The sequence below is a fragment of the Kitasatospora sp. NPDC050463 genome, from assembly GCF_040655255.1.
Lineage (GTDB): Bacteria > Actinomycetota > Actinomycetes > Streptomycetales > Streptomycetaceae > Kitasatospora.
This window is the reverse complement of record NZ_JBFAJO010000005.1, coordinates 64,165-90,138: the sequence shown is the minus strand read 5'-3', so window position 1 is coordinate 90,138 and position 25,974 is coordinate 64,165. Positions and strand designations below refer to the sequence as shown.

Here is a 25,974-nt window from a genome sequence, read left to right as displayed (position 1 = left end):
TCGGCCGGGTACGGCATGATCTGAGACGTGACCGCACCGCGACTGATGCTGCTCGACTCCGCCAGCCTCTACTTCCGGGCCTACTACGGCGTGCCGGACACCCTGCGCTCCCCGCAGGGTGAGCCGGTCAACGCCGTCCGGGGCCTGCTGGACTTCATCGCCCGGCTGGTCCAGGACCACCGGCCCGACCGACTGGTCGCCTGCATGGACGCCGACTGGCGCCCCCAGTGGCGGGTCGACCTCGTCCCCTCCTACAAGACGCACCGGGTCGCCGAGGCGGCCGTGGACGGCGAGGAGGAGGTGCCGGACGCGCTCGCCCCGCAGGTGCCGGTGATCGAGCAGGTGCTGGACGCGCTCGGCATCGCCCGGGTCGGCTCCCCCGGCTACGAGGCGGACGACGTGATCGGCACCCTCACCGCCCGGGCCGAGGGCCCGGTGCAGATCGTCACCGGGGACCGCGACCTCTTCCAACTGGTCGACGACAGCCGCGCGATCACCGTGCTGTACCCGGTCAAGGGGATGGGGAACCTCCAGGTCACCGACGACGCGCTGCTGCTGGAGAAGTACGGCGTGCGCGGCGCCCAGTACGCCGACATGGCCGCCCTGCGCGGGGACCCGAGCGACGGCCTGCCGGGCGTCAAGGGGGTCGGCGAGAAGACGGCCGCCCAGTTGATCAACGAGTACGGCGACCTCGCGGCGATCCGGGCCGCCGCCCTCGACATCCGCTCGAAGCTCACCCCGGCCCGCCGGCGCAACATCGTCGAGGGCGCGGCCTACCTGGACGTCGCCCCGACGGTGGTCCGGGTCGCCGAGGACGCACCGCTGCCGGCCTTCGACCCGGCGCTGCCGCGCGAGCCGCTGGACCCGATGACCCTGGAGGAGCTGTCCGCCCGCTGGGGCCTCGGCTCGTCGCTGGAGCGGGTCCTGGCCGTCCTGGCCGGCTGACGGACGCGGGGCGCGGGAAGCGCGGACAGCGAAGGGGGCCCGTCGTCGCGACGACGGGCCCCCTTCGCTCGGCTGTCGCCGTCAGCCCACCGAGGAGTAGGCGATGATGCCGCGGCGCAGGCCGTCCACCGCCTTGCGGGCCGTCCGGCGCAGTTCGGCGTCCTCACCGGCGGCGTCCTGGATCTGGCCCAGCACGTCGATCAGCTGCTTGGTCCAGCGGACGAAGTCGCCGGCCGGCATGTCGGCGTCGCGCAGCACCGAGTCCAGACTGTGGCCGAGGGCCCAGCGGTAGGCGGCCCAGGCGAAGCCGACGTCCGGCTCGCGCTGGCCGACGCCCTCGGCGGTGTTGATCCGGTGCTGCTCCTCCAGGGCGTCGAGGTGACCCCAGATCCGGACCATCTGGCCGAGCGCCTCCTTGGCGCCGCCCTCGGGCACCCGGGGGGCGGCGGCGTCGTCGGACTGCCGGGCCTCGTAGACCAGGGCCGAGGCGCAAGCGGCCAGTTCGGCGGCGGCCAGACCGCTCCAGACGCCCTCGCGGATGCACTCGGAGGCGAGCAGGTCCAGCTCGCCGTAGAGCCGGCCGAGCCGCTTGCCGTCGTCGGTGACGGTGTCGCCCTGCAGGTAGCCGAGGTCGGTGAGCAGGCCGCAGACCCGGTCGAAGGTGCGGGCGATGGTGTGCGTCCGGGAGCGCATCCTGCGCTCCAGCAGCTCGGTGTCGCGGTGCAGCCGGTGGTAGCGCTCGGCCCAGCGGGCGTGGTCCTCGCGCTCGTCGCAGCCGTGGCAGGGGTGCTGGCGCAGGGCGGCGCGCAGCCGGGTGATCTCCGGGTCGTCGGCGGCGGCCGCGCGGCCCTTGCGGAAGCGCTCGGGCTCCAGGTGGCCCGCCTTGGTGCGCAGCGCGGAGGCGAGGTCGCGCCGGGACTGCGGGCTGCGCGGGTTGAAGGACTTGGGGATGCGCACCCGCTCGATGGCGGCGACCGGGTGCGGGAAGTCGATCATCGCGAGCCGCTTGACCTGCCGCTCGGCGGTGAGCACCACCGGGCGCGGGCCGTCCTGGAAGTCGGGGTGGCGCGCACCGATCCGGCCGCCCCGGCTGACCGGCGGCAGGCCCGGGTCGAGGACGAGCGCGAGGCCGGCGAACTTGCCGGTGGGGACATGGATGACGTCGCCCGGCTTGAGGTGCTCGATGGACTCGACGGCGGCCGCGCGGCGCTGGCTGCTGCCCTCGCGGGCGAGGTCGTTCTCGCGGTCCTTGAGCCGGCGGCGCAGGTCCATGTACTCGTCGAAGTCGCCCAGGTGGCAGGTCATGGAGGCGCGGTAGCCCTCCAGGCCCTCCTCGTTGCGCTGGACCTGGCGGGCGATGCCGACCACCGAGCGGTCCGCCTGGAACTGCGCGAAGGACGTCTCCAGCAGCTCGCGGGAGCGGTGCCGGCCGAACTGCGAGACCAGGTTGACGGCCATGTTGTAGGAGGGCCGGAAGGAGGACTTCAGCGGGTAGGTGCGGGTACCGGCCAGGCCGGCCAGCGCCTCCGGGTCCAGCCCGCGCTGCCAGAGCACCACGGCGTGGCCCTCGATGTCGATGCCGCGCCGGCCGGCCCGGCCGGTGAGCTGGGTGTACTCGCCGGGGGTGATGTCGGCGTGCATCTCGCCGTTCCACTTGACCAGCTTCTCCATGACCACCGACCGGGCGGGCATGTTGATGCCGAGCGCCAGCGTCTCGGTCGCGAAGACGGCCTTGACCAGGCCCTTCACGAAGAGCTCCTCGACCACCTCCTTGAACCGCGGCAGCATCCCCGCGTGGTGGGCGGCGATGCCGCGCTCCAGCCCGTCGAGCCACTCGAAGTACCCGAGGACGTGCAGGTCCTCGTCGGGGATGTCGGCGCAGCGCTCCTCGACGACGGCCCGCACCCGGGCCCGGTCGTCCTCGTTGTTGAGCCGCAGGCCGGAGCTGAGGCACTGCTGGACGGCGGCCTCGCAGCCGGCCCGGCTGAAGATGAAGGTGATCGCGGGGAGCAGACCCTCGGTGTGGAGCCGGTCGATGACGTCGACCCGGCCCGGCGTCCAGACCTTGCCCGGGCGGCCGTTGGGCATCGAGCGCCCCCGGCCGCGGCCGAACCTGTCGCGGGGGTTGCGGTCGAGCTCGGAGCGGGCGAGCCGGACCAGCTCGGGGTTGACGGCCTTGGCCGGGTTGCGCGGGGCGTCCTTGGGGCGGCCGTCGCGGTCCGGGTTGGCGAACAGGTCGTACATCCGGTTGCCGGCCATGACGTGCTGCCACAGCGGCACCGGACGGTGCTCGGAGACGATCACCCTGGTGCCGCCGCGCACGGTGTCCAGCCAGTCGCCGAACTCCTCGGCGTTGGAGACGGTCGCGGAGAGCGAGGCCAGCACGACCGACTCGGGGAGGTGGATGATGACCTCCTCCCAGACGGCGCCGCGGAAGCGGTCGGCGAGGTAGTGCACCTCGTCCATCACCACGTAGCCGAGGCCGTCGAGCGCGGAGGAGCCGGCGTAGAGCATGTTGCGCAGCACTTCGGTGGTCATCACCACCACGGGGGCGTCCCCGTTGACGCTGTTGTCACCGGTGAGCAGGCCGACCTTGGCGGCGCCGTAGCGCTTGACCAGGTCCCCGTACTTCTGGTTGGAGAGGGCCTTGATGGGCGTGGTGTAGAAGCACTTGCGCCCGGCCTGGAGGGCGAGGTGCACGGCGAACTCGCCGACGATCGTCTTGCCGGAGCCGGTGGGCGCGGCGACCAGGACCCCCTCGCCGTCCTCCAGGGCCCGGCAGGCCTCCAACTGGAAGTCGTCCAGCGGGAAGTCGTAGAGCTGCTGGAAGCCGTACAGGGCGGTGGCCTGCTCCTTGGCCCGGCGGCGGAAGGCCGCGTACGCCTCGGCGGGGCTGAGCTCCCGGTCTTCGGGCTGCTCGGGCTCAGGGGTGTTCATCGCCGTCCGGGTGTGATTGGTGTGATCTCGCATCTCAGCGAGAGGTTACCCGGGAGGACTGACATCGATAGCAACGATTTTCCGCGCTACCGGATCGGTTCTCTCTCACATCCATAGTTGCAAATGTCTTCAAGTAGCCACGAAGCGGCCATCTTCGAACGTCTCCGGTCATCCGTGGTGGCGCGCCGTCCGGCCTCCCTACATTCGGTCCCACAGCCACCACGCAGGGGAGTCCCCCGCTCACAGGAGGAGAAGACGATGGCGAACCTGGAGACCTCGCTCAAGGAGGCCATGGCCATCGAGGGCGCGATCGGCGTGGCCCTGGTCGACTACGGCAGCGGCATGGCGCTCGGCACCCTCGGCGAGGGCGGCGAACTGGACCTCAACGTCGCCGCCGCCGGCAACACCGACGTGGTCCGGGCCAAGATGCGGGCCATGGAGCTGCTCAACCTCCACGACAACGAGATCGAGGACATCCTGGTCAGCCTCACCAGCCAGTACCACCTGCTCCGGCCGCTCACCATGCCGAACGGCCGGGGGCTCTTCCTCTTCCTGGCGCTCAACCGAGCCCGCGCCAACCTAGCGATGGCCCGCCACCAGCTCAAGCGGATCGAGGTCGCGCTGGAGATCTGACCGGGCCGGGCACCAGGAAAGGAGCGCTGTGGCGGTCGCGCTGTACCAGGCCAAGGCCGAGTTCTTCCGGATGCTCGGCCACCCCGTCCGGATCCGGGTGCTGGAGCTGCTGCAGGCCGGACCGACGCCCGTGCGCGAACTGCTGGCCGAGCTGGCGATCGAACCGTCCAGCCTCTCCCAGCAGCTCGCCGTACTGCGCCGGTCCGGCATCGTCACCGCCACCCGGGAGGGCAGCACGGTGGTGTACGCGCTGTCCGGGACGGAGGTCGCCGACCTGCTGCGGACCGCCCGGCGGATCCTCACCGGGCTGATCGCCGAACAGAACGCGCTGCTCGCCGAGCTGCGCGCCGGCGCCGACTGACACCCGGCCCCGACTGACACCCCGACCCCGGAGCGGCCGCCGCGCCGGCCAGGGCCCCGCGCGGCGGCCGCTCCGGCTACGCCCCGCGCCGCCCCTCGGACAGCAGCTCCGCCAGGCCCGCCGCCAGGGTGCGGTACTCGTGCGGCCGGTTGTACAGCTGTGCGCTGATCCGCAGCACCCCGCCGCCCGGCCAGGCACGCACCACCGTCCGGACGGCGTGCCGCTGCCACAGCCGGGCCATCAGCCCGCGGGCCTCGTCCTCGGTCTCGCCCCAGCCCGGGGGCAGTCGCAGCGCGCGCATCGAGACACCCGGCGCGGCCGGCAACGGCGTCAGTCCGAGGCGCTCGGCGAGCACCGCCCGGCCGTGCACGGCCAGCTCCTCGTTGTGCCGGCGGACCAGGTCGGCGCCGAGCCCGCGCAGCAGGTCGAAGCCGGCCGGGGCGGCCAGCCAGGGCGTGTAGTCGCAGGTGCCGCGCCACTCCACGTTCGCCGGGAAGCCCCGGTCGTGCTCCCAGGAGAGGGCGAGCGGGCGGACCTTGCCGGTCCACTCCGGGCGGACGGCCAGGGCGCCGGTGGCGCGCGGGGCGAAGGCCCACTTGTGCAGGTTGCCGAACCAGAAGTCGGCCTCGCCCTCGACCGGCGCGGCCAGCATCCCGGGGGCGTGGGCACCGTCCACCACGGTGGTCACACCGCGCTCGCGCAGGGCGGCGAGCAGGGCCGGGCCGGCGATCCGGCGCGCGGTGGGCGAGCTGATCTGGTCGAGCACCGCGAGGACCGTGCGCCCGCCGGCCGCGGCGAGCACGGCGTCCCGGACGGCCTCCTCGTCGGGGGTGTCCAGCGGCAGCCGGACGGTGTCGACCTCGGCCCCGACCTCCCCGGCCCGCCGCCGCACCGCCCGGGTCACGGCCCCGTAGCCGTGATCGGTGACCAGGATCCGGTCGCCGGCCGCGAGCGGGACGCTGTCCAGGGCGACCGCGACCGCCTCGGTCGCGTTGGCGACCAGGGCGAGCCCGCCCGGGTCGGTGCCCAGTTCGGCGGCGAGCCGGGCCCGGGCGGCGGCGACCCGGCCGGGCAGGTCCGCGAAGAAGCCGTCGGGGTCGCGCTCCTGTTCCACCCGGAACCGCTCCTGCAGCCGCTGGACCGGGACGGGCACCGCGCCGTACGACCCGTGGTTGAGGTGGGCCGCCGCCCCGTCCAGGGTGAACAGCTCGTCCGTACCGGGCAGTGGCGCCGGGGGTTCGGCGGTCCGCAGGTCCTCGATCACTGTGCCTCCATGAGCAAGATCATAGGTGATGTGTGACATTTCACATCACGCAACACTGGTCCAGAGCGGTACGGCGCGGCGAACATCGGGCCGTGACCATCACCGACCCCTTCCTCAACCTCAGCGCCCGCACCGGCCGCTTCGGCTACGGCGCCCCGCGCGCGATCACCCTCGGCGAGGACGGTACCCGGCTGCTGCTGCTCCGCTCGACCGGCCCGGAGGACCGGGTCGACCGGCTCCACCTGCTCGACCTCGCCACCGGCGAGGAGCGCCTGGTCGCCGACCCCGCCGCCCTCGCCCCCGGCCGCAGCGGTAACCGGGACGACCTGCCCGCCGTCGAGCGCCGGCTGCGCGAACGGACCAGGCTGACCGCCGCCGGCATCGGCACCTTCGCCGCCACCGCGGACCTCGCGATCGCCGTCTTCACCCTGGACGGACGCCTGTTCCGCGCCGACACCACCGCCGGTACCTGCGCCGAACTCCCGGTGGCCGGACCGGCCTTCGACCCCCGCCCCGACCCGGCCGGCCACCGCGTCGCCTACGTCGCCGACGACGCCCTGCACGTCACCCCCGGCCACCGGCCGCTGAGCCCCGCCGACGGCGCCCGCTGGGGCGTCGCCGAGTTCGCCGCCGCCGAGGAACTGGGCCGCGCCCGGGGTCACTGGTGGCGCCCGGACGGCGGCGCGCTGCTCGCCGCCAGGGTCGACGAGTCCGCCCTGCCCCGGAAGCACTTCGCCGACCCGGCCCGCCCGGACGAGCAGCCCGAGGACTTCGCCTACCCGCAGGCCGGCGGGCCCAACGCCGACGTCCAGCTCTGGGTCCTGGGCCTGGACGACGGCAGCCGGACCCGACTGCGCTGGGACGCCGAGGCGTTCCCCTACCTCTGCGCCGCCGAGTGGGCCGACGCCGGTGAAGTCCTGCTCACCGTCGCCGACCGCCTGCAGCAGAACGTCCTGCTGCTCACGGCCGACCCGGCCACCGGCGCCACCCGCGAACTCTCCCGCACCACCGACGAGTTCTGGGTGGACGACCTGCCCGGCACCCCCGCCCGGCTGGCCGACGGCCGGCTGCTCACCGTCCACGACACCCCCGCGGCGCGCGGCCTGGCGCTCGACGGCAAGCCGCTGGACACCACCGGCCTGCAGATCCGCCGGGTGGTCGGACGACTGCGCGGCAAGCTGCTCTGCGAGACCGGCCAGGGCGACCCGGCCGACCAGTACGTCCACCTGGTCGACCCGGACGGCGGCGCGCCCGAGCAGGTGAGCTCCGGCCCCGGCGTCCACTCCGCGCTCGCCGCCGCCGACACCCTGCTGCTCGTCTCGGCCGGCCCCGACGGCGTGCGCCGCCGGGTCACCGGCCCGTCGGGCGAGACGGTGCTCACCGACCTGTCCGCCGCGCTGCCCTACCGGGTCGAGCCGAGGCTCGCCCGGGTCACCGAGCACGGCCTGCCCACCGCCGTGGTGTACCCGCGCGGCCACCGGCCCGGCCGGCGGCTGCCCGTCCTGCTCGATGTCTACGGCGGGCCCGGCTTCCAGGCCGTGGCGAACGAGCCGCGCCGCTGGCAGCTCCGCCAGTGGTGGGCCGACCAGGGCTTCGCGGTCGTCACCACCGACAACCGGGGCACCCCGTTCGTCTCCCCGACCTTCACCCGGGCGATCTTCCGCCGCTTCTCCGAGGCGGCGCTGGATGACCAGGTCGCCGCACTGCACGCGCTGGCCGAGGACCACCCCGACCTCGACCTCGGCCGGGTGGGCGTGCGCGGCTGGTCCTACGGCGGGTACTTCGCCGCGCTCGCCGTCCTGCGCCGGCCGGACGTCTTCCACGCCGCCTGCGCGGGCGCGCCGCCCACCGACTTCCGCCGCTACGACACCGCCTACACCGAGCGCTACCTCGACCTGCCGCAGCACAACCCCGAGGGCTACGCGGCGGACTGCCTGATCGACGACGCACCGTCGCTCACCCGGCCGCTGCTGCTGATCCACGGCCTGGCCGACGACAACGTGCACCCGTCGCACACCCTGTTGCTCTCCCAGGCACTCACCCGGGCGGGCCGCCCGCACAGCGTGCTGCCGCTGCCCGGCGTCACCCACATGACCCCGGACGGGGTGAACGAGCAGGTGACGACGGCCGAACTCGCCTTCCTGCGCGCCTCCTTGTCGGGGTGATCCGTTGTGGCGGGCGCCGGTGCCTGCCAGACTCCCGCCGGGACCGGCGTCCATCCGGGCGCCGGACCGGACGGGGAGGATCAGACGGATGAGGATCAGCAGACCGGGCCCGGTCTCGCAGCGGCAGTGGACCCCGGTGACCGTGGTCAACGGCGGGCTCGCCTTCGCGCTGGAACTGGGGCTGCTCGCCGCGCTCTGCTACTGGGGGTTCAAGAGCGGCTCCGGCCCGCTCACCCGGGCCCTGCTCGGGCTGGGCGCGCCGGCCCTCGCGGCGATCACCTGGGGGCTGTTCCTGGCCGCGGGCGGCCCGACCGTCCGGCTGCCGCTGCCCGCGGAGATCGCCCTCAAGCTGGCGGTCTTCGCCGTCGGCGCGCTGGCACTGAACGCCGCCGGCCGCCCCGCCCTGGGGCTGGTGTTCGGGGTCCTGGCACTGATCAGCGTGGCCGTGGAGTACACCACGGGCTGACCGGACGCCAACCCATCAGCGCCGCACGACCGCCCGGGTCGTGCGGCGCTCCGCGTTCCGCCCCCGTCCAGCGTCTTCCGTGTGACCCATGACATGTGAAATATTACCTGCGCTCCACCGACTGTTGCCCGACTCCCCCGAACATCCACCGTCCTGAAAGGACAGGTCAGTTGCGCAGACTGTCCGCGGCACTCGCGGCCGCGCTCACCACGAGCGCGATAGCGGCCACCCTCGTCGGCACCCCCGCCCAGGCCGCTCCCCCCTCCCCCGCCACCATCGCGGCCGCCGCCGCCCAGGGCACCGAGGAGGGCGGCGCCGAGGCCCCGCCCGGCCCGCTCGCCCCCCAGGAGCGGGAGCGCCAGTCGCTCCGCACCAAGGCACTGGAACAGCTCAACAAGGGCTCCGTCGCCAAGACTTCGCAGAAGCGGGCACCCGCCAAGGTGAAGATCGGCAACGACTACGTCCAGCTCGCGCAGCAGCGCAAGGACAAGGTCTTCGTCATCCTCGCCCAGTTCGGCGACCAGGTGGACAGCACCACCGAGTACAACGGCCAGTCCCGCTACGGCGGCACGCCGGGCCCGCGGCACAACACGATCCCCGCGCCCGGCAGGAGCGACAACCACACGCTCTGGAGCAAGGACTTCGACCGCGGCTACTACCAGCAGATGTTCTTCGACGACTCGCCCGGCGCGGTCTCGATGCGCAACTACTACCGCACCCAGTCCTCCGGCCGCTACGACATCGAGGGCACGGTCAGCGACTGGGTCACCGTGCCGTACAACGAGGCCCGGTACGGCAGCAACAAGGGCCCCCAGGGGTCCGGCGCCTGGACGCAGGGGCAGGAGTTCATCCGGGACGCGGTCAAGGCCTGGTACGACGGCGAGATCGCCAAGGGCCGTACCGCCGCCGACGTCAAGGCCGAGCTGGCCCAGTACGACGTCTACGACCGCTACGACCACGACAAGGACGGCGAGTTCAGCCAGCCCGACGGCTACCTGGACAACGTGGTCGTGGTGCACGCGGGCGTCGACGAGACCTGGGGCGGCGGCGCGCAGGGCGCCGACGCCCTGTGGGCGCACCGCAGCTGGGCCTTCCCGGACCCGGCCGGCCAGACCGGCCCGGTGGGCAACCGGATCGGCGGCGCACCGGTCGGCGACACCGGCCTGTACGTCTACGACTACGTGCAGGGCGGCGAGAACAGCGGCGTCGGCCTGTTCGCCCACGAGTACGGCCACAACCTGGGCCTGCCCGACCTGTACAGCACCAGCGGCGGCGACAACAGCGTCAACTTCTGGTCGCTGATGTCCTCCGGCTCGTACCTCGGCAAGGGCCGGAACACCACCGGCGGCTACCCCGGTGACCTCGACGCCTGGAGCAAGCTGCAGTTCGGCTGGCTCGACTACGACGAGGCGCAGGCCGCCACCCGCTCCAGCCACGCGCTCGGCGTCAGCGGCTACAACACCGACCAGGCCCAGGCGGTCCTGGTGCACCTGCCCGACGGCACCACCAGCACCGATCTGGCCGACCCGAACCAGGGCGCCAAGCACTGGTGGAGCGGCACGGGCGACAACCTGGACAACTCGCTGGCCCGGACGGTCGACCTGCGCTCGGTGACCGGCCCGGTCACGCTGACCGCCGCCGCCTGGTACGACATCGAGCAGGACTACGACTTCCTCGCCGTCGAGGCCTCCACCGACGAGGGGAAGACCTGGAAGGCACTCGGCGGCACCGTCGACGGCGCGCCGATCGGCAACACCACCGCCAACACCCCGGGTCTGACCGGTACTTCTGGTGCCTACCGGCAGCTGTCCGTCCCAATGGACGGGTACGCCGGGCAGCAGGTACAGCTGCGCTTCCACGTCACCTCGGACGGCAACACGCACGGCCGCGGCGTACTGGTCGACGCCGTCCGGATCGCCGCCGGTGACACCGAGCTCTTCGCCGACGGCGCCGAGAACGGCGCGAACGGCTGGACCGCGACCGGCTTCTCCGTCGTCACCGGCCGCACCGCGGTCACCCAGCACCCGCGCGCCTACCTGGTGGAGAACCGCCGGTACACGGGATACGGCGCCTTCCTGAAGACCGGCCCGTACAACTTCGGGTACTCCGGCGTCGACGGCAAGAAGGACATCGTCGACACCTACCCGTACCAGGAGGGCGTACTGGTCTGGCTCTGGGACACCGGGTACGGCGACAACAACACCAAGGACCACCCGGGCGGCGGGCTGATCCTGCCGATCGACGCCCACCCGGCGCCGATCAGGTTCGCCGACGGCTCGCTGGTCAACGGCCGCGCGCAGACCTTCGACGCGACCTTCTCGCTGAAGCCGACCACCGCCTTCACCCTGCACAAGGCCGGCGTCCCGGTGCGGATCGGCTCCGAGCCGGCCGTCGCCGCCTTCAACGACCGCACCGGGGTGTACTCCGACCCCGCCACGCCGCAGCTCGGCGTGAAGGTGCCGGACACCAACACGAAGATCGAGGTCGTCCGCGAAGCCCAGGGCGGGCGGATCACCACCGTCCGGGTGGGCCCGGCCTCCTGACCCGGCCCCCGGCGAAGGCCCCGACTCCCGTGCACACGGCGGGAGTCGGGGCCTTCGGCGTTCCCGGCAGGGGCGCAGCGGGGCAGGGCAGGACGGGCGGGACAGGACGGGACCGAGCGGGGCGCGGGGACGGCGCCGAGCGGGGCGCGGGGGCAGGGCCGAGCGGCCCGGCGGCCAGCCGGGTGGCCGGGTGGCCGGGTGGCCGGGTGGCCGGGTGGCCGGGTGGCCGGGTGGCCGGAAAACACCACCGGCGCGCTGCCGAAGCAGCGCGCCGGTGGAACCCGGTCGAGCGTGGCCCTCGTAAGGTTCCCCGCCACGCCCGACCGGGCGTCAGTGGGAGGGCTACCGCCGCAGCGGGCCCCCGCAGGTGTGCGGCTGAAGGCGGGTCCGCCGGACACACTCGGAGCCGCACCGCCTCGCGTGGGGGTGCGGGGCGGTGCGGCGGCGGGTGGGGCCGCCGGAGGCCTCAGTTCTCGGGGAAGTGGCAGGCCGCCTCCCGGCTGCCCGGGCCGGCGATCCGCAGCAGCGGACGCTCGGTCCGGCAGATCTCCTGGGCCTTCGGGCACCGCGGGTGGAAGCTGCACCCGGACGGCGGGTTGGCCGGGCTCGGCGGGTCGCCGAGCAGCACGATCCGCTCGCGCGCCCGCTCGGCGGCCGGGTCCGGCAGCGGCACCGCGGAGAGCAGTGCCCGGGTGTAGGGGTGCGCGGGGTTGCCGTACACCTGCGCCTTGTCGCCGATCTCGACGATCCGGCCGAGGTACATCACGGCGACCCGGTCGCAGACCCGCTTGACCACCGAGAGGTCGTGCGCGATGAAGACGTACGCCAGGCCCAGCTCGTCCTGCAGCCGCTCCATCAGGTTGACCACCTGGGCCTGGATGGAGACGTCAAGCGCGGAGACCGGCTCGTCGGCGATGACCAGCCGGGGCGAGGTGGCCAGCGAGCGGGCGATGCCGATCCGCTGCGCCTGGCCGCCGGAGAACTCGTGCGGGTAGCGGTCCAGGTGCTCGGGGATCAGCCCGACCAGTTCCATCAGCTCGGAGGCCCGCTTGCGCGCCTCGGCCGCACCGGCGCCCTGCACGATCAGCGGCTCGGAGATGATCCGGGCCACCGTCTGGCGGGGGTTGAGCGAGGAGTACGGGTCCTGGAAGACCATCTGCAGGTGCTGCCGGTGCGGGCGCAGCGCGGCCTGCGACAGGCCGCCGATCTCGGTGCCGTCGAAGGTGACGGTGCCCGAGGTCGGGTCGAGCAGCCGGACGATCATCCGGCCGGTGGTGGACTTGCCGCAGCCGGACTCGCCGACCAGGCCGAGCGTCTCGCCCTTGGCGACGTCGAAGCTCACTCCGTCGACGGCCCGGATCGGGGCGCCGGCCCGGCCGGTGCGGCCGCGCTTTCCGGGGAAGGTCTTCACCAGGTCCCGCACCGAGAGGAGCGGCTCGGCGGAGCGCGGCCGGTCGGCCGACGGCTGGGAGGGCAGCGGACGGTCGGTCATGAGCGGGCTCCCAGCGGCACCAGCGGCAGGTGGCAGGCGGCCTGGTGGCCGGGGACGAGCGGGCCGAACGCGGGGCGTTCGGCCAGGCAGCGGGCGTGCTCCTCGGCGGTGGCGGCGGCGGTGCGGGCGCAGCGCGGGGCGAAGGAGCAGCCGGGGGCGGGGGCGATCAGTGACGGCGGGCTGCCGGGGATGGCCCGCAGCGGGGCGTCGTCGGTGTCGTCCAGGCGGGGCAGCGAGTCGAGCAGCCCGCGGGTGTACGGGTGCGCGGGGGCTGCGAAGAGCCGGTCCACGGGGGCCTGTTCGGCGGCCCGGCCGCCGTACATCACCAGCACCTCGTGGGCGACCCGGGCGACCACGCCGAGGTCGTGGGTGATCATGATGACGCCGAGGCCGCGGTCCTGTTGGATGCGGGCGATCAGGTCCAGGATCTGGGCCTGGACGGTGACGTCGAGGGCGGTGGTGGGCTCGTCGGCGATCAGCAGGTCGGGTTCGCAGGCGAGTGCCATGGCGATCATGACGCGTTGGCGCATGCCGCCGGAGAACTGGTGCGGGTACTCGTCGACCCGGCGGGCCGGTTCGGGGATGCCGACCTCGCCCAGCATCTCCACCGCCCGTTCGCGGCCGGCCTTGCGGGAGGCCTTGAAGTGCACCCGGTAGTGCTCGGCGATCTGCTCGCCGACGGTGTAGAAGGGGTGCAGGCTGGACAGCGGGTCCTGGAAGATCATGGCGATCCGCCGGCCCCGGACGGTGCCCAGTTGCCGCTCCCCCAGCCCGTTCAGCTCCTGCCCGGTGAGCCGGATCGAGCCGGTGACGGCGGCGCCGCGGTGCAGGCCCATCACGGCCAGCGAGGTGACGGACTTGCCGCTGCCGGACTCCCCGACCAGGCCGAGGGTCTGGCCGGCCGCGACGGTGAAGGAGATGCCGTCGACGGCCCGGACGGTGCCGCGCGGGGTGTCGAAGGAGACTGTGAGATCCTCGACCTCCAACAGTGCCATCAGTACCTCACTCTCGGGTCGACCACCGCGTAGAGCAGGTCGACCAGCAGGTTCGCCGCGACGATGAAGAAGGCCGCGAGCAGGGTGACGCCGAGGATGACCGGCTGGTCGGAGCGGATCAGCCCGTCGTAGAAGAGCCGGCCGACCCCGGGCAGACCGAAGATGGACTCGGTGATGACCGCGCCGGCGAGCAGGCCGCCGAGGTCGATGCCGAAGATGGTCAGGATGGGTGTCATCCCGGAGCGCAGCCCGTGCTTGACCGTCACGGTCAGCGCGGGCAGGCCCTTGGCGCGGGCCGTGCGGATGTACGGCTCGGCCATCGTCTCGATCATCGAGTTGCGGCTCTGCCGGGCGTACGTGGCCGCGTACAGCAGGGCCAGCGCGATCCAGGGCAGCAGCAGGTTGGAGGCCCAGCCGAACGGGTCCTCGGTGAAGGGGTGGTAGGACGGGTAGGGCAGCAGGCCGGCGGATCGCACGACGCCCCAGATCAGCATGATCGAGGTGAAGTAGACCGGCAACGAGGCGGCTCCGACCGAGAGCACCGTCAGGATCCGGTCGGTGACACCGCCCTTGCGCAGGGCCGAGGTGACGCCGGCGCCGAGGCCGAGGCCCAGCCAGAGCACCGCCGCGCCGAAGGCGAGTGAGACGGAGACCGGCAGGCGGTCGGTGAGCAGGTCCCAGACCGGCAGCCCGTACTCGTAGGAGTAGCCGAGGCACGGGAAGCCGCAGTGCACGGCGCTGGGGCCGCTGCCGTAGTCGCGGCCGGCGAAGATCCCGGCCAGGTAGCTGCCGAACTGGCTCCAGACCGGCTGGTCCAGGCCCATCGCCACCTTGACGGCGGCGAGTCGCTCGGGGCTGCACGTCTTGCCGCAGGCGGCTGCGGCCGGGTCGTTGGGCAGCAGGTAGAAGATGGTGAAGGTGATGGCGCAGATGGCGAGCAGGATGCCCGCGACGCCGATCAGCCGGCGGCCGAGGTAGATGATCACGACCGGCCTCCCCGGGGGTCGAGGATGTCGCGCAGCGCGTCACCGAGCAGGGTGAAGGCGAGCACCGCGATGAAGAGGAAGACCGTCGGGATGAGGAAGTACGTCGGATCGGTCTCGTAGTGGACGATGCTCTCGGAGATCATCTGGCCCCAGGACGCCGTGGGCGGGCGGACGCCGACGCCGAGGTAGCCGAGCGCGGCCTCGGTGGCGATCATGCCGGGGATCAGCAGCGTGGTGTAGGCGATGATCGGGCCGGAGACGTTCGGCAGGATCTCCCGGGTGAGGATGCGCCAGGAGCGGGCTCCGCCGACCTTGGCCGCCTCGACGTACTCGCGGTGCTTGAGGGAGAGCGTCTGGCCGCGGACCACGCGGGCGATGCCGGGCCAGCCGAACAGGCCGATCACCAGGGTCATCAGCAGGATCCGGTTGACGTCCTTGGCCACCGACATCATGGCGATCATGAAGATCAGCGAGGGGAAGGACATCGTGAGGTCCATCAGCCGGGAGAGCGCCGCGTCGATGCGGCCGCCGAAGTAGCCGGCGGCGATTCCGGCCAGGGTGCCGGCGATCACGACCACGGCGGTCGCGGTGAACGCGATCAGCAGCGACACCTGGCCGCCGTGCAGGACCCGGGCGAACAGGTCGCGGCCCGAACCGGGTTCGACGCCGAGCCAGTGCCGGGCGCCGATCCCGCCGAAGTCGCCGATCGGCGTGCCGCCCATGTACGGGTCGATGGCGCGCTTGTCGAACTCCTCGGGGGTCCAGCCGCCGAGCGAACTCAACGGGCCGGCCAGCGCGGCCGACAGCACCAGCACGGCGACGGTGATCAGACCGAACCGGGCCGCGCCCCTCGCCCACAGCTGGTCCCAGACGAGCCGCCAGGGTCCCCGCCCGGTGGCCTTCGCGGGGCCCGCCGCCGTGACCTCCACGGCGGCGGGCTCAGTGGTTGTACTCATCGATGACGGTCCCTCAGCCCTGGCTCTTCGCGGGGTCCTTGAGGCCGATCACAGCCATGTCGATCATGCCGGCGTAACCGGAGTTGCCGAACGCGCCGGCCACGTTGGTGCCGACCAGCAGCGGGCGGCGCTGCCACATCAGCGGAACGGCCGGGGCCTTCTTCACCAGGTCCTCGTCGAGCTGCTTCCAGGCGGCGTTGGCCTCGGCCAGGTCGGTCATGGCCGCGATCTGGTCCATCCGGTCCATGGTGGCCTGGTCCCGGAACTGGCTGTAGTTGCCCTGGTTGCCCTTCTCCTTGATGGTGCGGCCGTCGAAGAGGAAGGGCAGGAAGGTCGCGGCGGACGGGTAGTCCGGGCACCAGCCGCTGATGTACAGCTCCGGGGCGTTCTTGGTGTCACCGACGGCGTCGGCGACGGCGGACGCGTCCACGGTGTTGACGGTGACCTGGATGCCGGCCTTGGCCAGCGACTGCTGGAGCGCCTCACCGCGGCTCTTGTCACCGATGGAGACGGTGAGCGAGACCTTGAGGTCGGTCTTGCCGGCCGTCTTGAGCAGGTCCTTGGCCTTCTGCGGGTCGCCGGCGGCCGGGATCTTCAGCGGGTCGGCCTTGACGCCGCCGGTCAGCGCGGGCGGCAGGAAGGAGGTCGCGACGTCGGCCATCGCCGGGCCGCCGAACGCGGTGACCTGGGCCTCGCGGTCGACGGCGTACATCATCGCCTCGCGCACCTTCGGGTCGTCGAAGGGCGCCTTGGCGGTGTTCAGGTAGAGCATGTCGGTACAGCCGGTCCGCTCGGCCACCATGCGGGACTTGACGTCCGCCTTGGGCAGCACCTTGGCGACGGACTCGTGCTGCATCCACGGCATCTCGACGGTGGAGGCGTCGGCGCCGTCGCTGGCGATGATCCGGTCGTCGACCTGGCCGCCCTTGAGGCCCTGGGTGACCACGATCTTGTCCGGGTAGGCCTTGCGGACCGAGTCGGAGGCCTGGTCCCAGTTGGTGTTGCGGACCAGCACGAGCTGCTTGCCGCGGTCGTAGGACTCGATCTTGTACGGGCCGGAGGAGAACGGCCGCGAGTCGTACTGGGTGCCCTTCTCCTGCGCCTGCGGCACCGGGGAGAAGGTCGGCAGGGTGGCGGTGTACGAGAACTCGGCGACCGGGCGCTTCAGACGGAAGACGATGGTCTTGTCGTCGGGGGTCTCGATGCTGGACAGGTGCTCGCCGGTCAGCGGGCCCTTGTAGTTCTCGCCGCCGGCCAGGTACTGGACGGCGTAGTCGGGACCGCCGGTGAGGTCCGGGGAGAAGGACCGCTCGACGTTGTACTTGATGTCGGCGGACTTGATCGGGCTGCCGTCCTCGTACTTCAGCCCGTCGCGCAGGGTGAAGGTCCAGGTCTTGCCCCCGTCGGAGGACTTGCCGAGGTCGGTGGCGAGGTCCGGGACGATCTCGCTGCCGGCGGCGCCCGGCTCGGCCTTGAACGTGACCAGGGTGCGGTAGATCAGCCGGGTGCCGAAGTCCATGTGCGGCAGCACCCAGTTGCGGGCCGGGTCGAGGTGGGCGAAGTCCTGGTTGGTCAGCACGGTGAGCGTGCCGCCCTTGACCGGGGTGCCGCCGACGATCGAGCCGGCCTCCGCGCCCGGGCCCTTGGTGCTGCTGGGCGCGGTGTCGCCGGCCGTGTCGCTCTTGTCGTTCTTGCAGGCCCCGAGGCCGAGGGTGAGTGTCGCTGCGAGGGCCGCCGCGAGGGCGGCGTGGGTGCGCCTGGTCATGTGCAACTCCGCAGTGGGGGGCCGCCGTTGAGGCCCGTCGTCCGACCCCGGAGGTGATCCGGGGCCCGGCCGGGGAGGGCGTCCTCAGCGGGTCTGGCCGCTCCACGGTGTGACCCGTAACATAGTAATGTGAAATTGCACTGCACAAGAGATGACGCATCCCGTTATCGAGCTGTGTCCCGTGCGACCCCGCCGCCCCTCATAGGAGTACCCCGGTGACCTTCCGTCAGACCGGCCTCAACACCAGCAGCCACGACCTGCCGACCTCCCCCGCCCTGGAGGCCTACATGGCCACCGCCTGGGCCCCCACCCCGCTCGTCGACGACCGGCGCGTCCCCGGCCACGCCGCCATGCCCGGACGCCGCGCCCGGCTCTCCGCCGCCTTCCCCGGTGAGCGGCTGATCGTCCCCGCCGGCGAACTCAGGGCCCGCAGCAACGACGACGACTACCGGTTCCGCCCGCACACCGCCTACGCCTGGCTCACCGGCCTCACCGGCGAGGACCAGCCCGGCCACGTCCTCGTCCTGGAGCCCTCCGGCCCCGAGGGCCACGAGCCCGTGCTCTACCTGCGCCCGCGCTCCCCGCGCGGCGGCGACGACCCCGTCCGCGGCGGCGAGTTCTACCGCGACCGCCGCTACGGCGAGTTCTGGGTCGGCCGCCGCCCCGACCTCGCCGAGGCCACCCGCCTCACCGGCCTGCGCACCGAGCACCTGGAGGACCTCGACAAGCTGCTCACCGGACCGCAGCCCGCCACCCGCGTCCTGGCCGGCGTGGACACCACCCTGGACGCCGCCACCGACCGGCCCGGCTCACCCGAGCGGCGCGAGAGCGACGCCGCCCTCGCCTCGGTCCTCTCCGAACTGCGCCTGATCAAGGACGCCTGGGAGGTCGAGCAGCTCCAGCTCTCCGTCGACCACACCGTGCTCGGCTTCCAGGACGTCGTCCGCGCCCTCCCCGCCGCCCTGCGCCACCCGCGCGGCGAGCGCTGGATCGAGGGCGTCTTCAACCTGCGCGCCCGCGCCGAGGGCAACGGCACCGGCTACAACACCATCGCCGCCTCGGGCGCCCACGCCTGCGTCCTGCACTGGATCCGCAACGACGGCGCGCTCGACCCGAACGCCCTGCTGCTGCTCGACGCCGGCGTCGAGACCGACACCCTGTACACCGCCGACATCACCCGCACCCTGCCGCTCGGCGGCACCTTCAGCTCCGCCCAGCGCCAGGTCTACGACCTGGTCCTGGCGGCCCAGGACGCCGGCATCGCCGCCCTGCGCCCCGGCGCGCGGTTCCGCGACTTCCACCTCGCCGCCATGCGGGTCTTCGCCGAGGGGCTCGCCGACTGGGGCGTCCTGCCCGTCTCCGCCGAACAGGCCGTCGCCGAGGACAGCGGGCTCTACCGCCGCTACACGCTCTGCAGCAGCGGCCACATGCTCGGCATGGACGTCCACGACTGCGCCAAGGCCCGCACCGAGACCTACCTCGACGGCGTCCTGGAGGAGGGCCACGTCCTCACCGTCGAGCCCGGCCTCTACCTCCAGCCCGACGACGAGACCCTTCCGCTCGAACTCCGCGGGCTCGGCATCCGCCTGGAGGACGACCTGGTCATCACCGCCGACGGCGCCCGCCTGATGTCCGACGCGCTCCCGCGCACCGCCACCGACGTCGAGTCCTGGATGGCCGAGCTGCTCGGCTGAGACTCCCGTACGGCCGGCAGCGGCTCCCCGCGCCCCCGACGTGCGGCCCGGCGGGCGGGAGGATCAGCCGCATGAGCGGATCCGGCGGCGGCGCCTCCGGGCGCCGACCGGCTACTGCCGCGCCGTGCTCAGCGACGGGCCTGCCGCCACAGCTCCCCGACGAGCTCCGCGGCCGGCCCGCCGCGGGCCGCGCGGTGGCCGGTGCCGGCCCACAGGTGCATCGCCCCGGTGTCGGCGCGCCCGGCCGCCGCCGCCCGCAGGGGCTGGGTGAGGTGGTGCACCTCCGGGTAGGCGGCCGGCGCGTAGGGCTCGTACCGTTCGATGAACGCGTTGCGCAGGGCGCGCGCCGGGCGGCCGGTGAAGGCCCGGGTCACCACCGTGTCCGGGAGTTCGGTCAGGGCGGCCCGGTGCGGCGCGGACGCGCCGGACTCGTCGGCGCGCAGCAGCGCCGTCCCCAGCTGGACGGCCACCGCCCCGGCCCGCAGCGCGGCCGCGACCGCCGGCCCGTCGGCGATCCCGCCCGCCGCGATCAACGGCAGCGCGGTCACCGCCCCGACGGCGGGCAGCAGTTCGAGCAGCGGGACGTCTCCCGGCCGGTCCGCCACCCGGTGGGTGGCCCGGTGCCCGCCCGCCTCCGGACCCTGCACGCAGAGCGCGTCCACCCCGACCGCCTCGGCGCGCCGCGCCTCCTGCGGCGTGGTCACGGTGGCGACCTGGTGGCTGCCGGCCGCCCGCAGCGCCGTGGCCTCCTCGGGCGAGGGCAGCCCGAAGGTGTACGACACCACGGGGACGGGCGCGTCCAGCAGCGCGGCGATCTTGGCGTCCCAGTCGTCGCGGTCCGGCGCGATCGTCCCGGGCAGTCGCACGCCCCACCGCTCGGCCTCCGGCAGCAGGTGCTCCCGGTAGGCGGCGACGGCCCTCGGATCGCCGGGCGCGGCGGGCACGAAGAGGTTCACGCCGAACGGCCGGTCGGTCAACTCGCGTACCCGGCCGATCTGTTCGACCATCGCGGCGGCGCTCCGGTACCCGGTCGCGAGGAACCCGAGCCCGCCGGCGGCGTTCACCGCGGCCACCAGCTCCGGGGTGGTCGCCCCGCCCGCCATGGGCGCGGCGACGACGGGGACGGCGAGTTCGTCGAGGCGGACGGCCACTGCGGATCCCTCCACTGCGCGCAACGGTTCGGACCCGCCCAACCCTACGCCCGCCCCCTCGGCCCCGGGCCCTCACACCCCCCGCCGGATCAGCCCCCGCACCCGCGCCTCGCGCACCGCCGCCGTCCGCGAGTCCACCCCCAACTTCGCGTAGATGTGCACCAGATGCGACTTCACCGTGGCCTGGCTCAGATGCAGCCGCTGACTGATCCGCTGGTTGGTCAGCCCGTCCGCGACCAGCCCCAGCACCTCCGTCTCACGCGCGCTCAGGGCCGCCGACGGCGTCCGCATCCGCTCCAGCAGCCGGTCCGCCACCGTCGCCGCCAGGGCCGTCCGCCCCTGCGCCGCCGAACGGACGGCCCGCGCCAGCTCCTCCGGCGGCGCGTCCTTCAGCAGGTAGCCGGTGGCCCCGGCCTCCAGCGCGGGCAGGGTGTCCGCGTCGGTGTCGTAGGTGGTGACGATCAGCACCCGGGGCGCCGCCGTCCGGGCCGTGATCGCCGCGGTGGCCTGCGCACCGTTCATCGCCGAACCCGGCCCGAACTGCAGGTCCATCAGCACCACGTCCACCTCGACCTCCGCGGCCAGCTCCACGGCCCGCTCGGCGGTGGCGGCCTCGGCGACGACGACGAAGTCCCGCTCGCTCTCCAGCACGGCCCGCAGCCCGGCCCGGACCACCGGGTGGTCGTCGGCGAGCAGCAGGCGGATCACGGGGTCGGTGCGGATCGCAGAGTCGGCGCGGATCACGGGGTCGGTCACGAAGAGTCCTCGGTGGTGGGGGCGACGGGCAGCAGCACGGCGAGTGCCGTCCCCTCCCCCGGGGCGGACTCCACCGCGAAGGTACCGCCCAGCGCCCGCGCCCTGGCCCGCATGGACGGCAGGCCGAAGCCGCCGTCCCCGCCACCGGCGCTCGCGGCCGCCCGCGCCGGGTCGAAGCCCGCTCCGTCGTCGAACACGTCCAGCGCCACCTCGCCGTCCATGTAGCTGAGGGTCACCTCCGCGTGCGAGGCCTTCGCGTGCCGCACCGTGTTGCCGAGCGCGGACTGCGCGATCCGCAGCAGCGCGACCTCCTGCGGCACCGGCAGCCGCACCTGGTCACCCGAGACGTGCAGTCGCACGGGCAGGCCGGCATGGGCCGCCGTGGTGGCGCAGAGCCGTTCGAGGGCGACCGGCAACGAGGCGCTCTCCAGGTCCGGCGGGGTGAGCGCGCGGACGAAGCGGCGGGCTTCGGCGAGGTTGTCCTGAGCGGCCTGGCGGGCCTGCTCGACGTAGTCGGCGGCGGCCTCGGTCCGGTCGGGCAGGGCCCGCTGGGCGGCGCGCAACAGCAACTGGATGCTGGACAGGCTCTGGGCGAGGGTGTCGTGGATCTCCCGGGCGAGCCGTTCCCGTTCGGCCAGCACGCCGGCGGTGTGCTGGGCGGCGTCGAGGCCCGCACGGGCGGCGGTGAGCTCGTCGATCAGCCGGCGGCGTTCCTCGCTCTCCCGGTAGAGCGCCTGGTAGCCGAGGACGGTGGCGGTGGCGACGGCCGCGCCGAGCGCGGGACCGATCGCCGCGGCGAGGCTGAAGGCGTGCTGGTGCCAGGACCACGCGGCGATCGCGGTGACCGCGGTGAGGGCGACGGCGACGGGCCCGCCCCGGCGGCCGAGCAGGTGCAGCTCCAGGAAGTACAGCGGGAAGGCGAGCCAGACGCCGTCCTGGGTGGCGATCAGCACGCCCACCCAGGTGACGCCGAGCAGGGCCAGCCAGAGCGCGGCGGCCCGCCGCGACCGGCGGACGGCACCGACCAGCGGGCCGGCCGCGTAGACCGCGCCCATCGCCGTGCCGGCGGCGACGACGGCCGCCGGGTCGCCGCCCCGGCCGACCACCGCGCGGGCCACGGTGAGTGCGAGCAGGCCCGCCACCAGCAGGTGCAGGCAGACCTGGAGTACGCGGGCGACGGGAGTGGTTCGAGGTCGTTCGGTCGCCATCCGTCCAGCCTAGGGTCCGCGGCTCCGGACCGGCATCAATCAAAGGGTTGAACTCGGCCTCTCCCCTTCGATGCCGAGGATCCAATCCCGCGCGCGATGCCCGCCGACCCCGTCCCGCGCGACCGTGGTGAGCGTCGCAGCCGGCATCCGTAGCCGTAGCCGTAGCCGTAGCCGAACGAAGGAGATCGCGGACGTGTTCGTCGCCTGGAGGGATCTGCGGTTCGCCAAGGGGCGGTTCGCCCTGATGGGAACCGTCGTCGTGCTGATCACCGTACTGGTCGGCCTGCTGTCCGGCCTGACGGCCGGGCTCGGCAGGCAGAACGTCTCGGCGATCACCGGTCTGCCCGCCGACCACCTGGCCTTCGCCGTCCCCGCCGAGGGGCAACAGCTCTCCTTCACCGACTCCCAGGTCACGCCCGAGCAGTGGCAGGGCTGGGCGCAGGTGCCCGGGGTCACGGCCGCGCAGCCGCTCGGCATCACCACCACCAAGGCCGCCGCCGGGCAGCGCACCGCCGCACTCTCCGCCTTCGGCGTGCCGGACGGCTCGCCACTGGCCCCCCAGGGCACGTCGGTCGGCCCCGGCCGGGCCGTGCTGTCGCAGGCCGCCGCCGACGACCTGGGCGGCCTGCGCCCCGGCGCGGCCTTCACCCTGGCGGGCCGCCCGCTCCAGGTCGCGGCGGTGGCCGGCGACGCCTCGTTCAGCCACACCCCGGTCGTCTGGACCAGCCTCACCGACTGGCAGTCGGTCGCCCCGGGCGGCGCCGGACACGCCACGGTGATCGCCCTGACCACCGCGCCCGGCGCGGACCTCGGCGCGGCGGACGCCCGCTACGGCACCGAGACCCGGGGCCGGGAGGACGCACTCTCCGCGATCGGCTCCTACACCTCGGAGAACGGCTCGCTGCAGCTGATGCGCGGCTTCCTGTTCGCCATCTCGGCGCTGGTGATCGGCGCGTTCTTCACCGTCTGGACGATCCAGCGCAGCGGGGACGTCGCGGTCCTGAAGGCCCTCGGCGCCTCCACCCGCTACCTGCTCACGGACGCGCTCGGCCAGGCGGTGCTGCTGCTGGTGCTCGGCACGGCCGTCGGCACCGCGATCGCGGTCGGCGCCGGTGCGCTGCTCGGCTCGGCGGTGCCGTTCGTCCTGGACGCCCCGACCGTCCTCGTCCCGGCCGTCGTGATGGTCGCGCTCGGCGCGGTCGGTGCGGCCCTGTCCATCCGCCGGATCACCTCCGTCGACCCGCTGACCGCCCTGGGGAGCGCCCGATGAGCCTGCACCTCGACCGCATCACCCTCACCTACCCGGACGGCGACGGCCGGCTGACCGCGCTGGACGAGGTCTCGCTCACCGTCCCCAAGGGCTCGATCACCGCGGTGGTCGGCCCGTCCGGCTCCGGCAAGTCCAGCCTGCTGGCCGTCGCCGCGACGCTGACCACCCCGGACACCGGCCGGGTGGTGGTGGACGGCGTCGAGACCACCGGGCTGAGCCGCGCCGAGCTGACCGCGCTGCGCCGGCACCGGATCGGCATCGTCTTCCAGCAGGCCAACCTGCTGCCCTCGCTCACCGCCGCCGAACAGCTCCAGGTGATGGCCCACCTCGACGGCCGCTCCCCGCGCGCCGCCCTCCCCCGTGCGCTCGAACTCCTGGCCGCCGTGGGTCTGCGCGACCAGGCGGCGCGGCGGCCGCACCAGCTCTCCGGCGGTCAGCGCCAGCGCGTCAACATCGCCCGCGCCCTGATGAACGACCCGACGGTGCTGCTGGTCGACGAACCCACCAGCGCGCTGGACCACGAGCGCGGCGCCGCCGTGATCGAGCTGATCACCGAACTCACCCACCGCCGCGCCACCGCCACCGTGCTGGTCACCCACGACCGGACCCACCTCACGGCAGTCGACCGGGTCGCCGAGGTCCACGACGGAAGGCTCACCGTGGCGGCGACGTTCTGATCGCCGGTCACCCGAACGAGCGGCCCGAGTCCTACCGCGCCCGCAGCCGCAGCGCCGGGCGGGCCTCCTCGGTCTCCTCCTGGCCGGCGGCCCAGAGCGAGCGGACGTGGCCGAGGTGGCGGGACATGCAGGCCTCAGCGGCCTCCGCATCGCCGGCGAGCATCAGGTCGAGCAGTTCCAGGTGCTCCTCGGCGGAGGAGACCAGCTCGCCGCGCTGGTCGAGGCGGTTGAGGCCGTAGAGCCGGGAGCGCTTGCGCAGGTCGCCGACGACCTCGACCAGGCGGGCGTTGCCGGCTAGGCCGAGCAGGTCCAGGTGGAACTGCCGGTCGGCCTCCAGGTAGCCGATCAGGTCGTGCTTGCGGGCGGCGGCCACGATCGCCTCCGCCTGCGGGCGCAGCGCGTCCAACTGCTCGGCGGTGGCGGTGCGGGTGACCCGGCCGATGGTCGGGACCTCGATCAGGGCGCGGATCTCGGTGAAGTCGTCGAGGTCGCGCTCGGTCAGCTCGGTGACCCGGAAGCCCTTGTTGCGGACGGCCTCCACCAGGCCCTCGCGGGCGAGGTCGAGCATCGCCTCGCGGACGGGGGTGGCGGAGACGCCGAAGTCGGCGGCGAGCGCGGGCGCGGAGTACACCACACCGGGGCGCAGCTCGCCGGAGATCAGCGCGGCCCGGAGGGCGTGGGCGACCTGGTCGCGCAGCCGCTCCTGGACGGAGATCAGGGTGCGGGGTTTGAGGTCGGCCATGGTGTTCCTCCGGGTGGGTCGCAGAACACCAGCGTACAATGTCACGTTACGTTGAGTGTGCAACATTCCGTTACTCGGACCATTCGTCGCCGGCCGCGTTCTCCCGGCGGGCCCATGGTGACAGCGGCCGCCGGCCGTCGCAACGGCCGGCGGCACATCCACGGCGGACCGCCCGGCTACGCCTTCTTGAACAGCTCGATCAGACGGGTCGAGCCGGACGCGCCGCACCCGGCCGCGACACCGCGCCGGAAGGTCTCGACCACCAGTGCGGGCAGCGCGCAGTCCCCCCAGAAGAGGAAGCCGGCAGAGCGCTGTAACGAACGCTCTATTCAGTTGCGCGGCTAGACTCGGCCCGTGAAGACGACGACCACCGGCACCCGCGAGCGGATCGTCCGGTCCACCTCCCGGCTGTTGCAGCGCCAAGGCTACGAGGGCACCGGGATCAAGCAGATCTCGCGCGAGGCGGAGGCCACCCTCGGCTCCGTCTACCACTTCTTCCCGGGCGGCAAGCAGGAGTTGGCCGCCGAGGCGATCCGCCACAGCGACCGGGAGTTCGCCGAGCTGCTCCGCGCCGGCCTGGCCGCCGCGGACGATCCGGCCGAGGCGATGACGGCCTGCACCGGGCTCCTCGCCACGGGCCTGCGCGAGTCCGACTGGCAGGACGGCTGCCCGATCACCAGTACCGCGCTGGAGACGATCGGCCGCGCGCCCGTGATCGAGCAGGCCGTCGCCGAGGCGTTCACGCACTGGCGCGCCGTCGTCGCGGAGAAGCTGCTGGCGGCCGGCCTCGGCGCGGACGACGCCCGCGAACTCGCCGCCACCGTCGTCAGCACCCTGGAGGGCGCCGAACTGACCGCCCAGGTGGCCCGCAGCGAGGAGCCATTGCACCTCGCCGGCAAGCACCTGGCCCGGCTGGTCCGCAGCTACTGCTAGGCCTTGTCCGACAATGCGCGCCGGGCACACGAAAG

The 25,974-nt window shown here is 73.5% G+C and carries 21 protein-coding genes; 10 read left to right on the top strand and 11 right to left on the bottom strand.

The features are described 5' to 3' along the window. The first annotated feature begins 45 nt into the window (after nt 1-45). Nucleotides 46-945, top strand: coding sequence for a 5'-3' exonuclease (locus AB0J08_RS05110; RefSeq protein WP_360627355.1), 900 nt, complete (start codon nt 46-48; stop codon nt 943-945). Nucleotides 946-1,026: 81 nt separating this feature from the next. On the opposite strand, the gene AB0J08_RS05105 is transcribed toward AB0J08_RS05110, so the two are convergent. Continuing rightward, a complete protein-coding gene (locus AB0J08_RS05105; protein ID WP_360627083.1) occupies nt 1,027-3,882 on the bottom strand; it encodes a DEAD/DEAH box helicase in 2,856 nt (951 codons plus the stop codon). 258 nt (nt 3,883-4,140) lie between these two features. Here AB0J08_RS05105 and AB0J08_RS05100 point away from each other — a divergent pair, with 258 nt between their 5' ends. Together AB0J08_RS05100 and AB0J08_RS05095 are read left to right on the top strand one after the other, a co-directional pair. Continuing rightward, complete coding sequence (locus tag AB0J08_RS05100) at nt 4,141-4,515, top strand: hypothetical protein (protein ID WP_360627080.1); 375 nt, start codon at nt 4,141-4,143, stop codon at nt 4,513-4,515. 28 nt (nt 4,516-4,543) lie between these two features. Then, the gene (locus tag AB0J08_RS05095; RefSeq protein WP_360627077.1) at nt 4,544-4,876 is read left to right on the top strand and encodes a metalloregulator ArsR/SmtB family transcription factor; all 333 of its coding nucleotides are present in this window, start codon (nt 4,544-4,546) and stop codon (nt 4,874-4,876) included. A 76-nt stretch (nt 4,877-4,952) separates the two neighbouring features. On the opposite strand, the gene AB0J08_RS05090 is transcribed toward AB0J08_RS05095, so the two are convergent. Continuing rightward, nucleotides 4,953-6,140: an aminotransferase class V-fold PLP-dependent enzyme gene (locus AB0J08_RS05090; RefSeq protein ID WP_360627074.1), complete on the bottom strand. Its 1,188-nt coding sequence runs from the start codon at nt 6,138-6,140 to the stop codon at nt 4,953-4,955. Nucleotides 6,141-6,232: 92 nt separating this feature from the next. Here AB0J08_RS05090 and AB0J08_RS05085 point away from each other — a divergent pair, with 92 nt between their 5' ends. The 3 genes from AB0J08_RS05085 to AB0J08_RS05075 all read left to right on the top strand — a co-directional run bounded on the left by AB0J08_RS05085 (nt 6,233) and on the right by AB0J08_RS05075 (nt 11,314). Next, nucleotides 6,233-8,305, top strand: coding sequence for a prolyl oligopeptidase family serine peptidase (locus tag AB0J08_RS05085; RefSeq protein WP_360627071.1), 2,073 nt, complete (start codon nt 6,233-6,235; stop codon nt 8,303-8,305). Between the two features lie 88 nt (nt 8,306-8,393). Next, nucleotides 8,394-8,771: a YrdB family protein gene (locus AB0J08_RS05080; RefSeq protein ID WP_360627068.1), complete on the top strand. Its 378-nt coding sequence runs from the start codon at nt 8,394-8,396 to the stop codon at nt 8,769-8,771. Between the two features lie 170 nt (nt 8,772-8,941). Next, nucleotides 8,942-11,314: an immune inhibitor A domain-containing protein gene (locus tag AB0J08_RS05075; protein WP_360627065.1), complete on the top strand. Its 2,373-nt coding sequence runs from the start codon at nt 8,942-8,944 to the stop codon at nt 11,312-11,314. 466 nt (nt 11,315-11,780) lie between these two features. Here the strand turns inward: AB0J08_RS05075 and AB0J08_RS05070 are convergent, their stop codons facing one another. The 5 genes from AB0J08_RS05070 to AB0J08_RS05050 are packed head-to-tail and all read right to left on the bottom strand — an operon-like array spanning nt 11,781 to nt 17,508. Further along, nucleotides 11,781-12,806: an oligopeptide/dipeptide ABC transporter ATP-binding protein gene (locus tag AB0J08_RS05070; RefSeq protein WP_360627062.1), complete on the bottom strand. Its 1,026-nt coding sequence runs from the start codon at nt 12,804-12,806 to the stop codon at nt 11,781-11,783. Continuing rightward, nucleotides 12,803-13,801 carry an ABC transporter ATP-binding protein gene (locus tag AB0J08_RS05065; RefSeq protein WP_360627059.1) on the bottom strand — a complete coding sequence of 333 codons (999 nt, stop codon included), beginning with the start codon at nt 13,799-13,801 and terminating at the stop codon, nt 12,803-12,805. Before AB0J08_RS05065 ends, AB0J08_RS05070 begins: the two co-directional genes overlap by 4 nt. Beyond that, nucleotides 13,801-14,787 (bottom strand): ABC transporter permease, encoded by a 987-nt coding sequence (locus tag AB0J08_RS05060; RefSeq protein WP_360627056.1) that lies wholly within the window; start codon nt 14,785-14,787, stop codon nt 13,801-13,803. The genes AB0J08_RS05065 and AB0J08_RS05060 overlap by 1 nt, the downstream gene beginning before the upstream one ends. Next, nucleotides 14,784-15,743 (bottom strand): ABC transporter permease, encoded by a 960-nt coding sequence (locus AB0J08_RS05055; RefSeq protein WP_360627053.1) that lies wholly within the window; start codon nt 15,741-15,743, stop codon nt 14,784-14,786. Before AB0J08_RS05055 ends, AB0J08_RS05060 begins: the two co-directional genes overlap by 4 nt. Nucleotides 15,744-15,756: 13 nt before the next feature. Beyond that, nucleotides 15,757-17,508: an ABC transporter substrate-binding protein gene (locus tag AB0J08_RS05050; RefSeq protein WP_360627050.1), complete on the bottom strand. Its 1,752-nt coding sequence runs from the start codon at nt 17,506-17,508 to the stop codon at nt 15,757-15,759. A gap of 215 nt (nt 17,509-17,723) precedes the next feature. Here AB0J08_RS05050 and AB0J08_RS05045 point away from each other — a divergent pair, with 215 nt between their 5' ends. Beyond that, nucleotides 17,724-19,202 (top strand): aminopeptidase P family protein, encoded by a 1,479-nt coding sequence (locus tag AB0J08_RS05045; RefSeq protein ID WP_360627047.1) that lies wholly within the window; start codon nt 17,724-17,726, stop codon nt 19,200-19,202. Between the two features lie 128 nt (nt 19,203-19,330). On the opposite strand, the gene AB0J08_RS05040 is transcribed toward AB0J08_RS05045, so the two are convergent. From AB0J08_RS05040 to AB0J08_RS05030, 3 genes are read right to left on the bottom strand one after another with little or no spacing between them, the layout of a single operon-like run. After that, entirely contained in the window at nt 19,331-20,368 is a 1,038-nt protein-coding gene (locus tag AB0J08_RS05040; protein WP_360627043.1) for a nitronate monooxygenase, read from the bottom strand. Nucleotides 20,369-20,425: 57 nt separating this feature from the next. Further along, entirely contained in the window at nt 20,426-21,109 is a 684-nt protein-coding gene (locus AB0J08_RS05035; protein WP_360627040.1) for a response regulator transcription factor, read from the bottom strand. Next, the gene (locus AB0J08_RS05030) at nt 21,106-22,317 is read right to left on the bottom strand and encodes a sensor histidine kinase (RefSeq protein WP_360627037.1); all 1,212 of its coding nucleotides are present in this window, start codon (nt 22,315-22,317) and stop codon (nt 21,106-21,108) included. The genes AB0J08_RS05035 and AB0J08_RS05030 overlap by 4 nt, the downstream gene beginning before the upstream one ends. A 193-nt stretch (nt 22,318-22,510) precedes the next feature. Between AB0J08_RS05030 and AB0J08_RS05025 the strand changes: the two genes are divergently transcribed. Further along, complete coding sequence (locus tag AB0J08_RS05025; protein ID WP_360627034.1) at nt 22,511-23,587, top strand: ABC transporter permease; 1,077 nt, start codon at nt 22,511-22,513, stop codon at nt 23,585-23,587. Beyond that, nucleotides 23,584-24,264, top strand: a complete 681-nt coding sequence (locus tag AB0J08_RS05020; protein WP_360627031.1) for an ABC transporter ATP-binding protein — start codon at nt 23,584-23,586, stop codon at nt 24,262-24,264. Before AB0J08_RS05025 ends, AB0J08_RS05020 begins: the two co-directional genes overlap by 4 nt. Nucleotides 24,265-24,295: 31 nt before the next feature. Here AB0J08_RS05020 and AB0J08_RS05015 read toward each other — a convergent pair whose 3' ends face one another. Beyond that, complete coding sequence (locus AB0J08_RS05015; protein ID WP_360627028.1) at nt 24,296-25,006, bottom strand: GntR family transcriptional regulator; 711 nt, start codon at nt 25,004-25,006, stop codon at nt 24,296-24,298. Between the two features lie 354 nt (nt 25,007-25,360). On the opposite strand from AB0J08_RS05015, the gene AB0J08_RS05010 reads away from it, so the two are divergent. Continuing rightward, entirely contained in the window at nt 25,361-25,939 is a 579-nt protein-coding gene (locus AB0J08_RS05010; protein ID WP_360627025.1) for a TetR/AcrR family transcriptional regulator, read from the top strand. Nucleotides 25,940-25,974 lie beyond the last annotated feature (35 nt).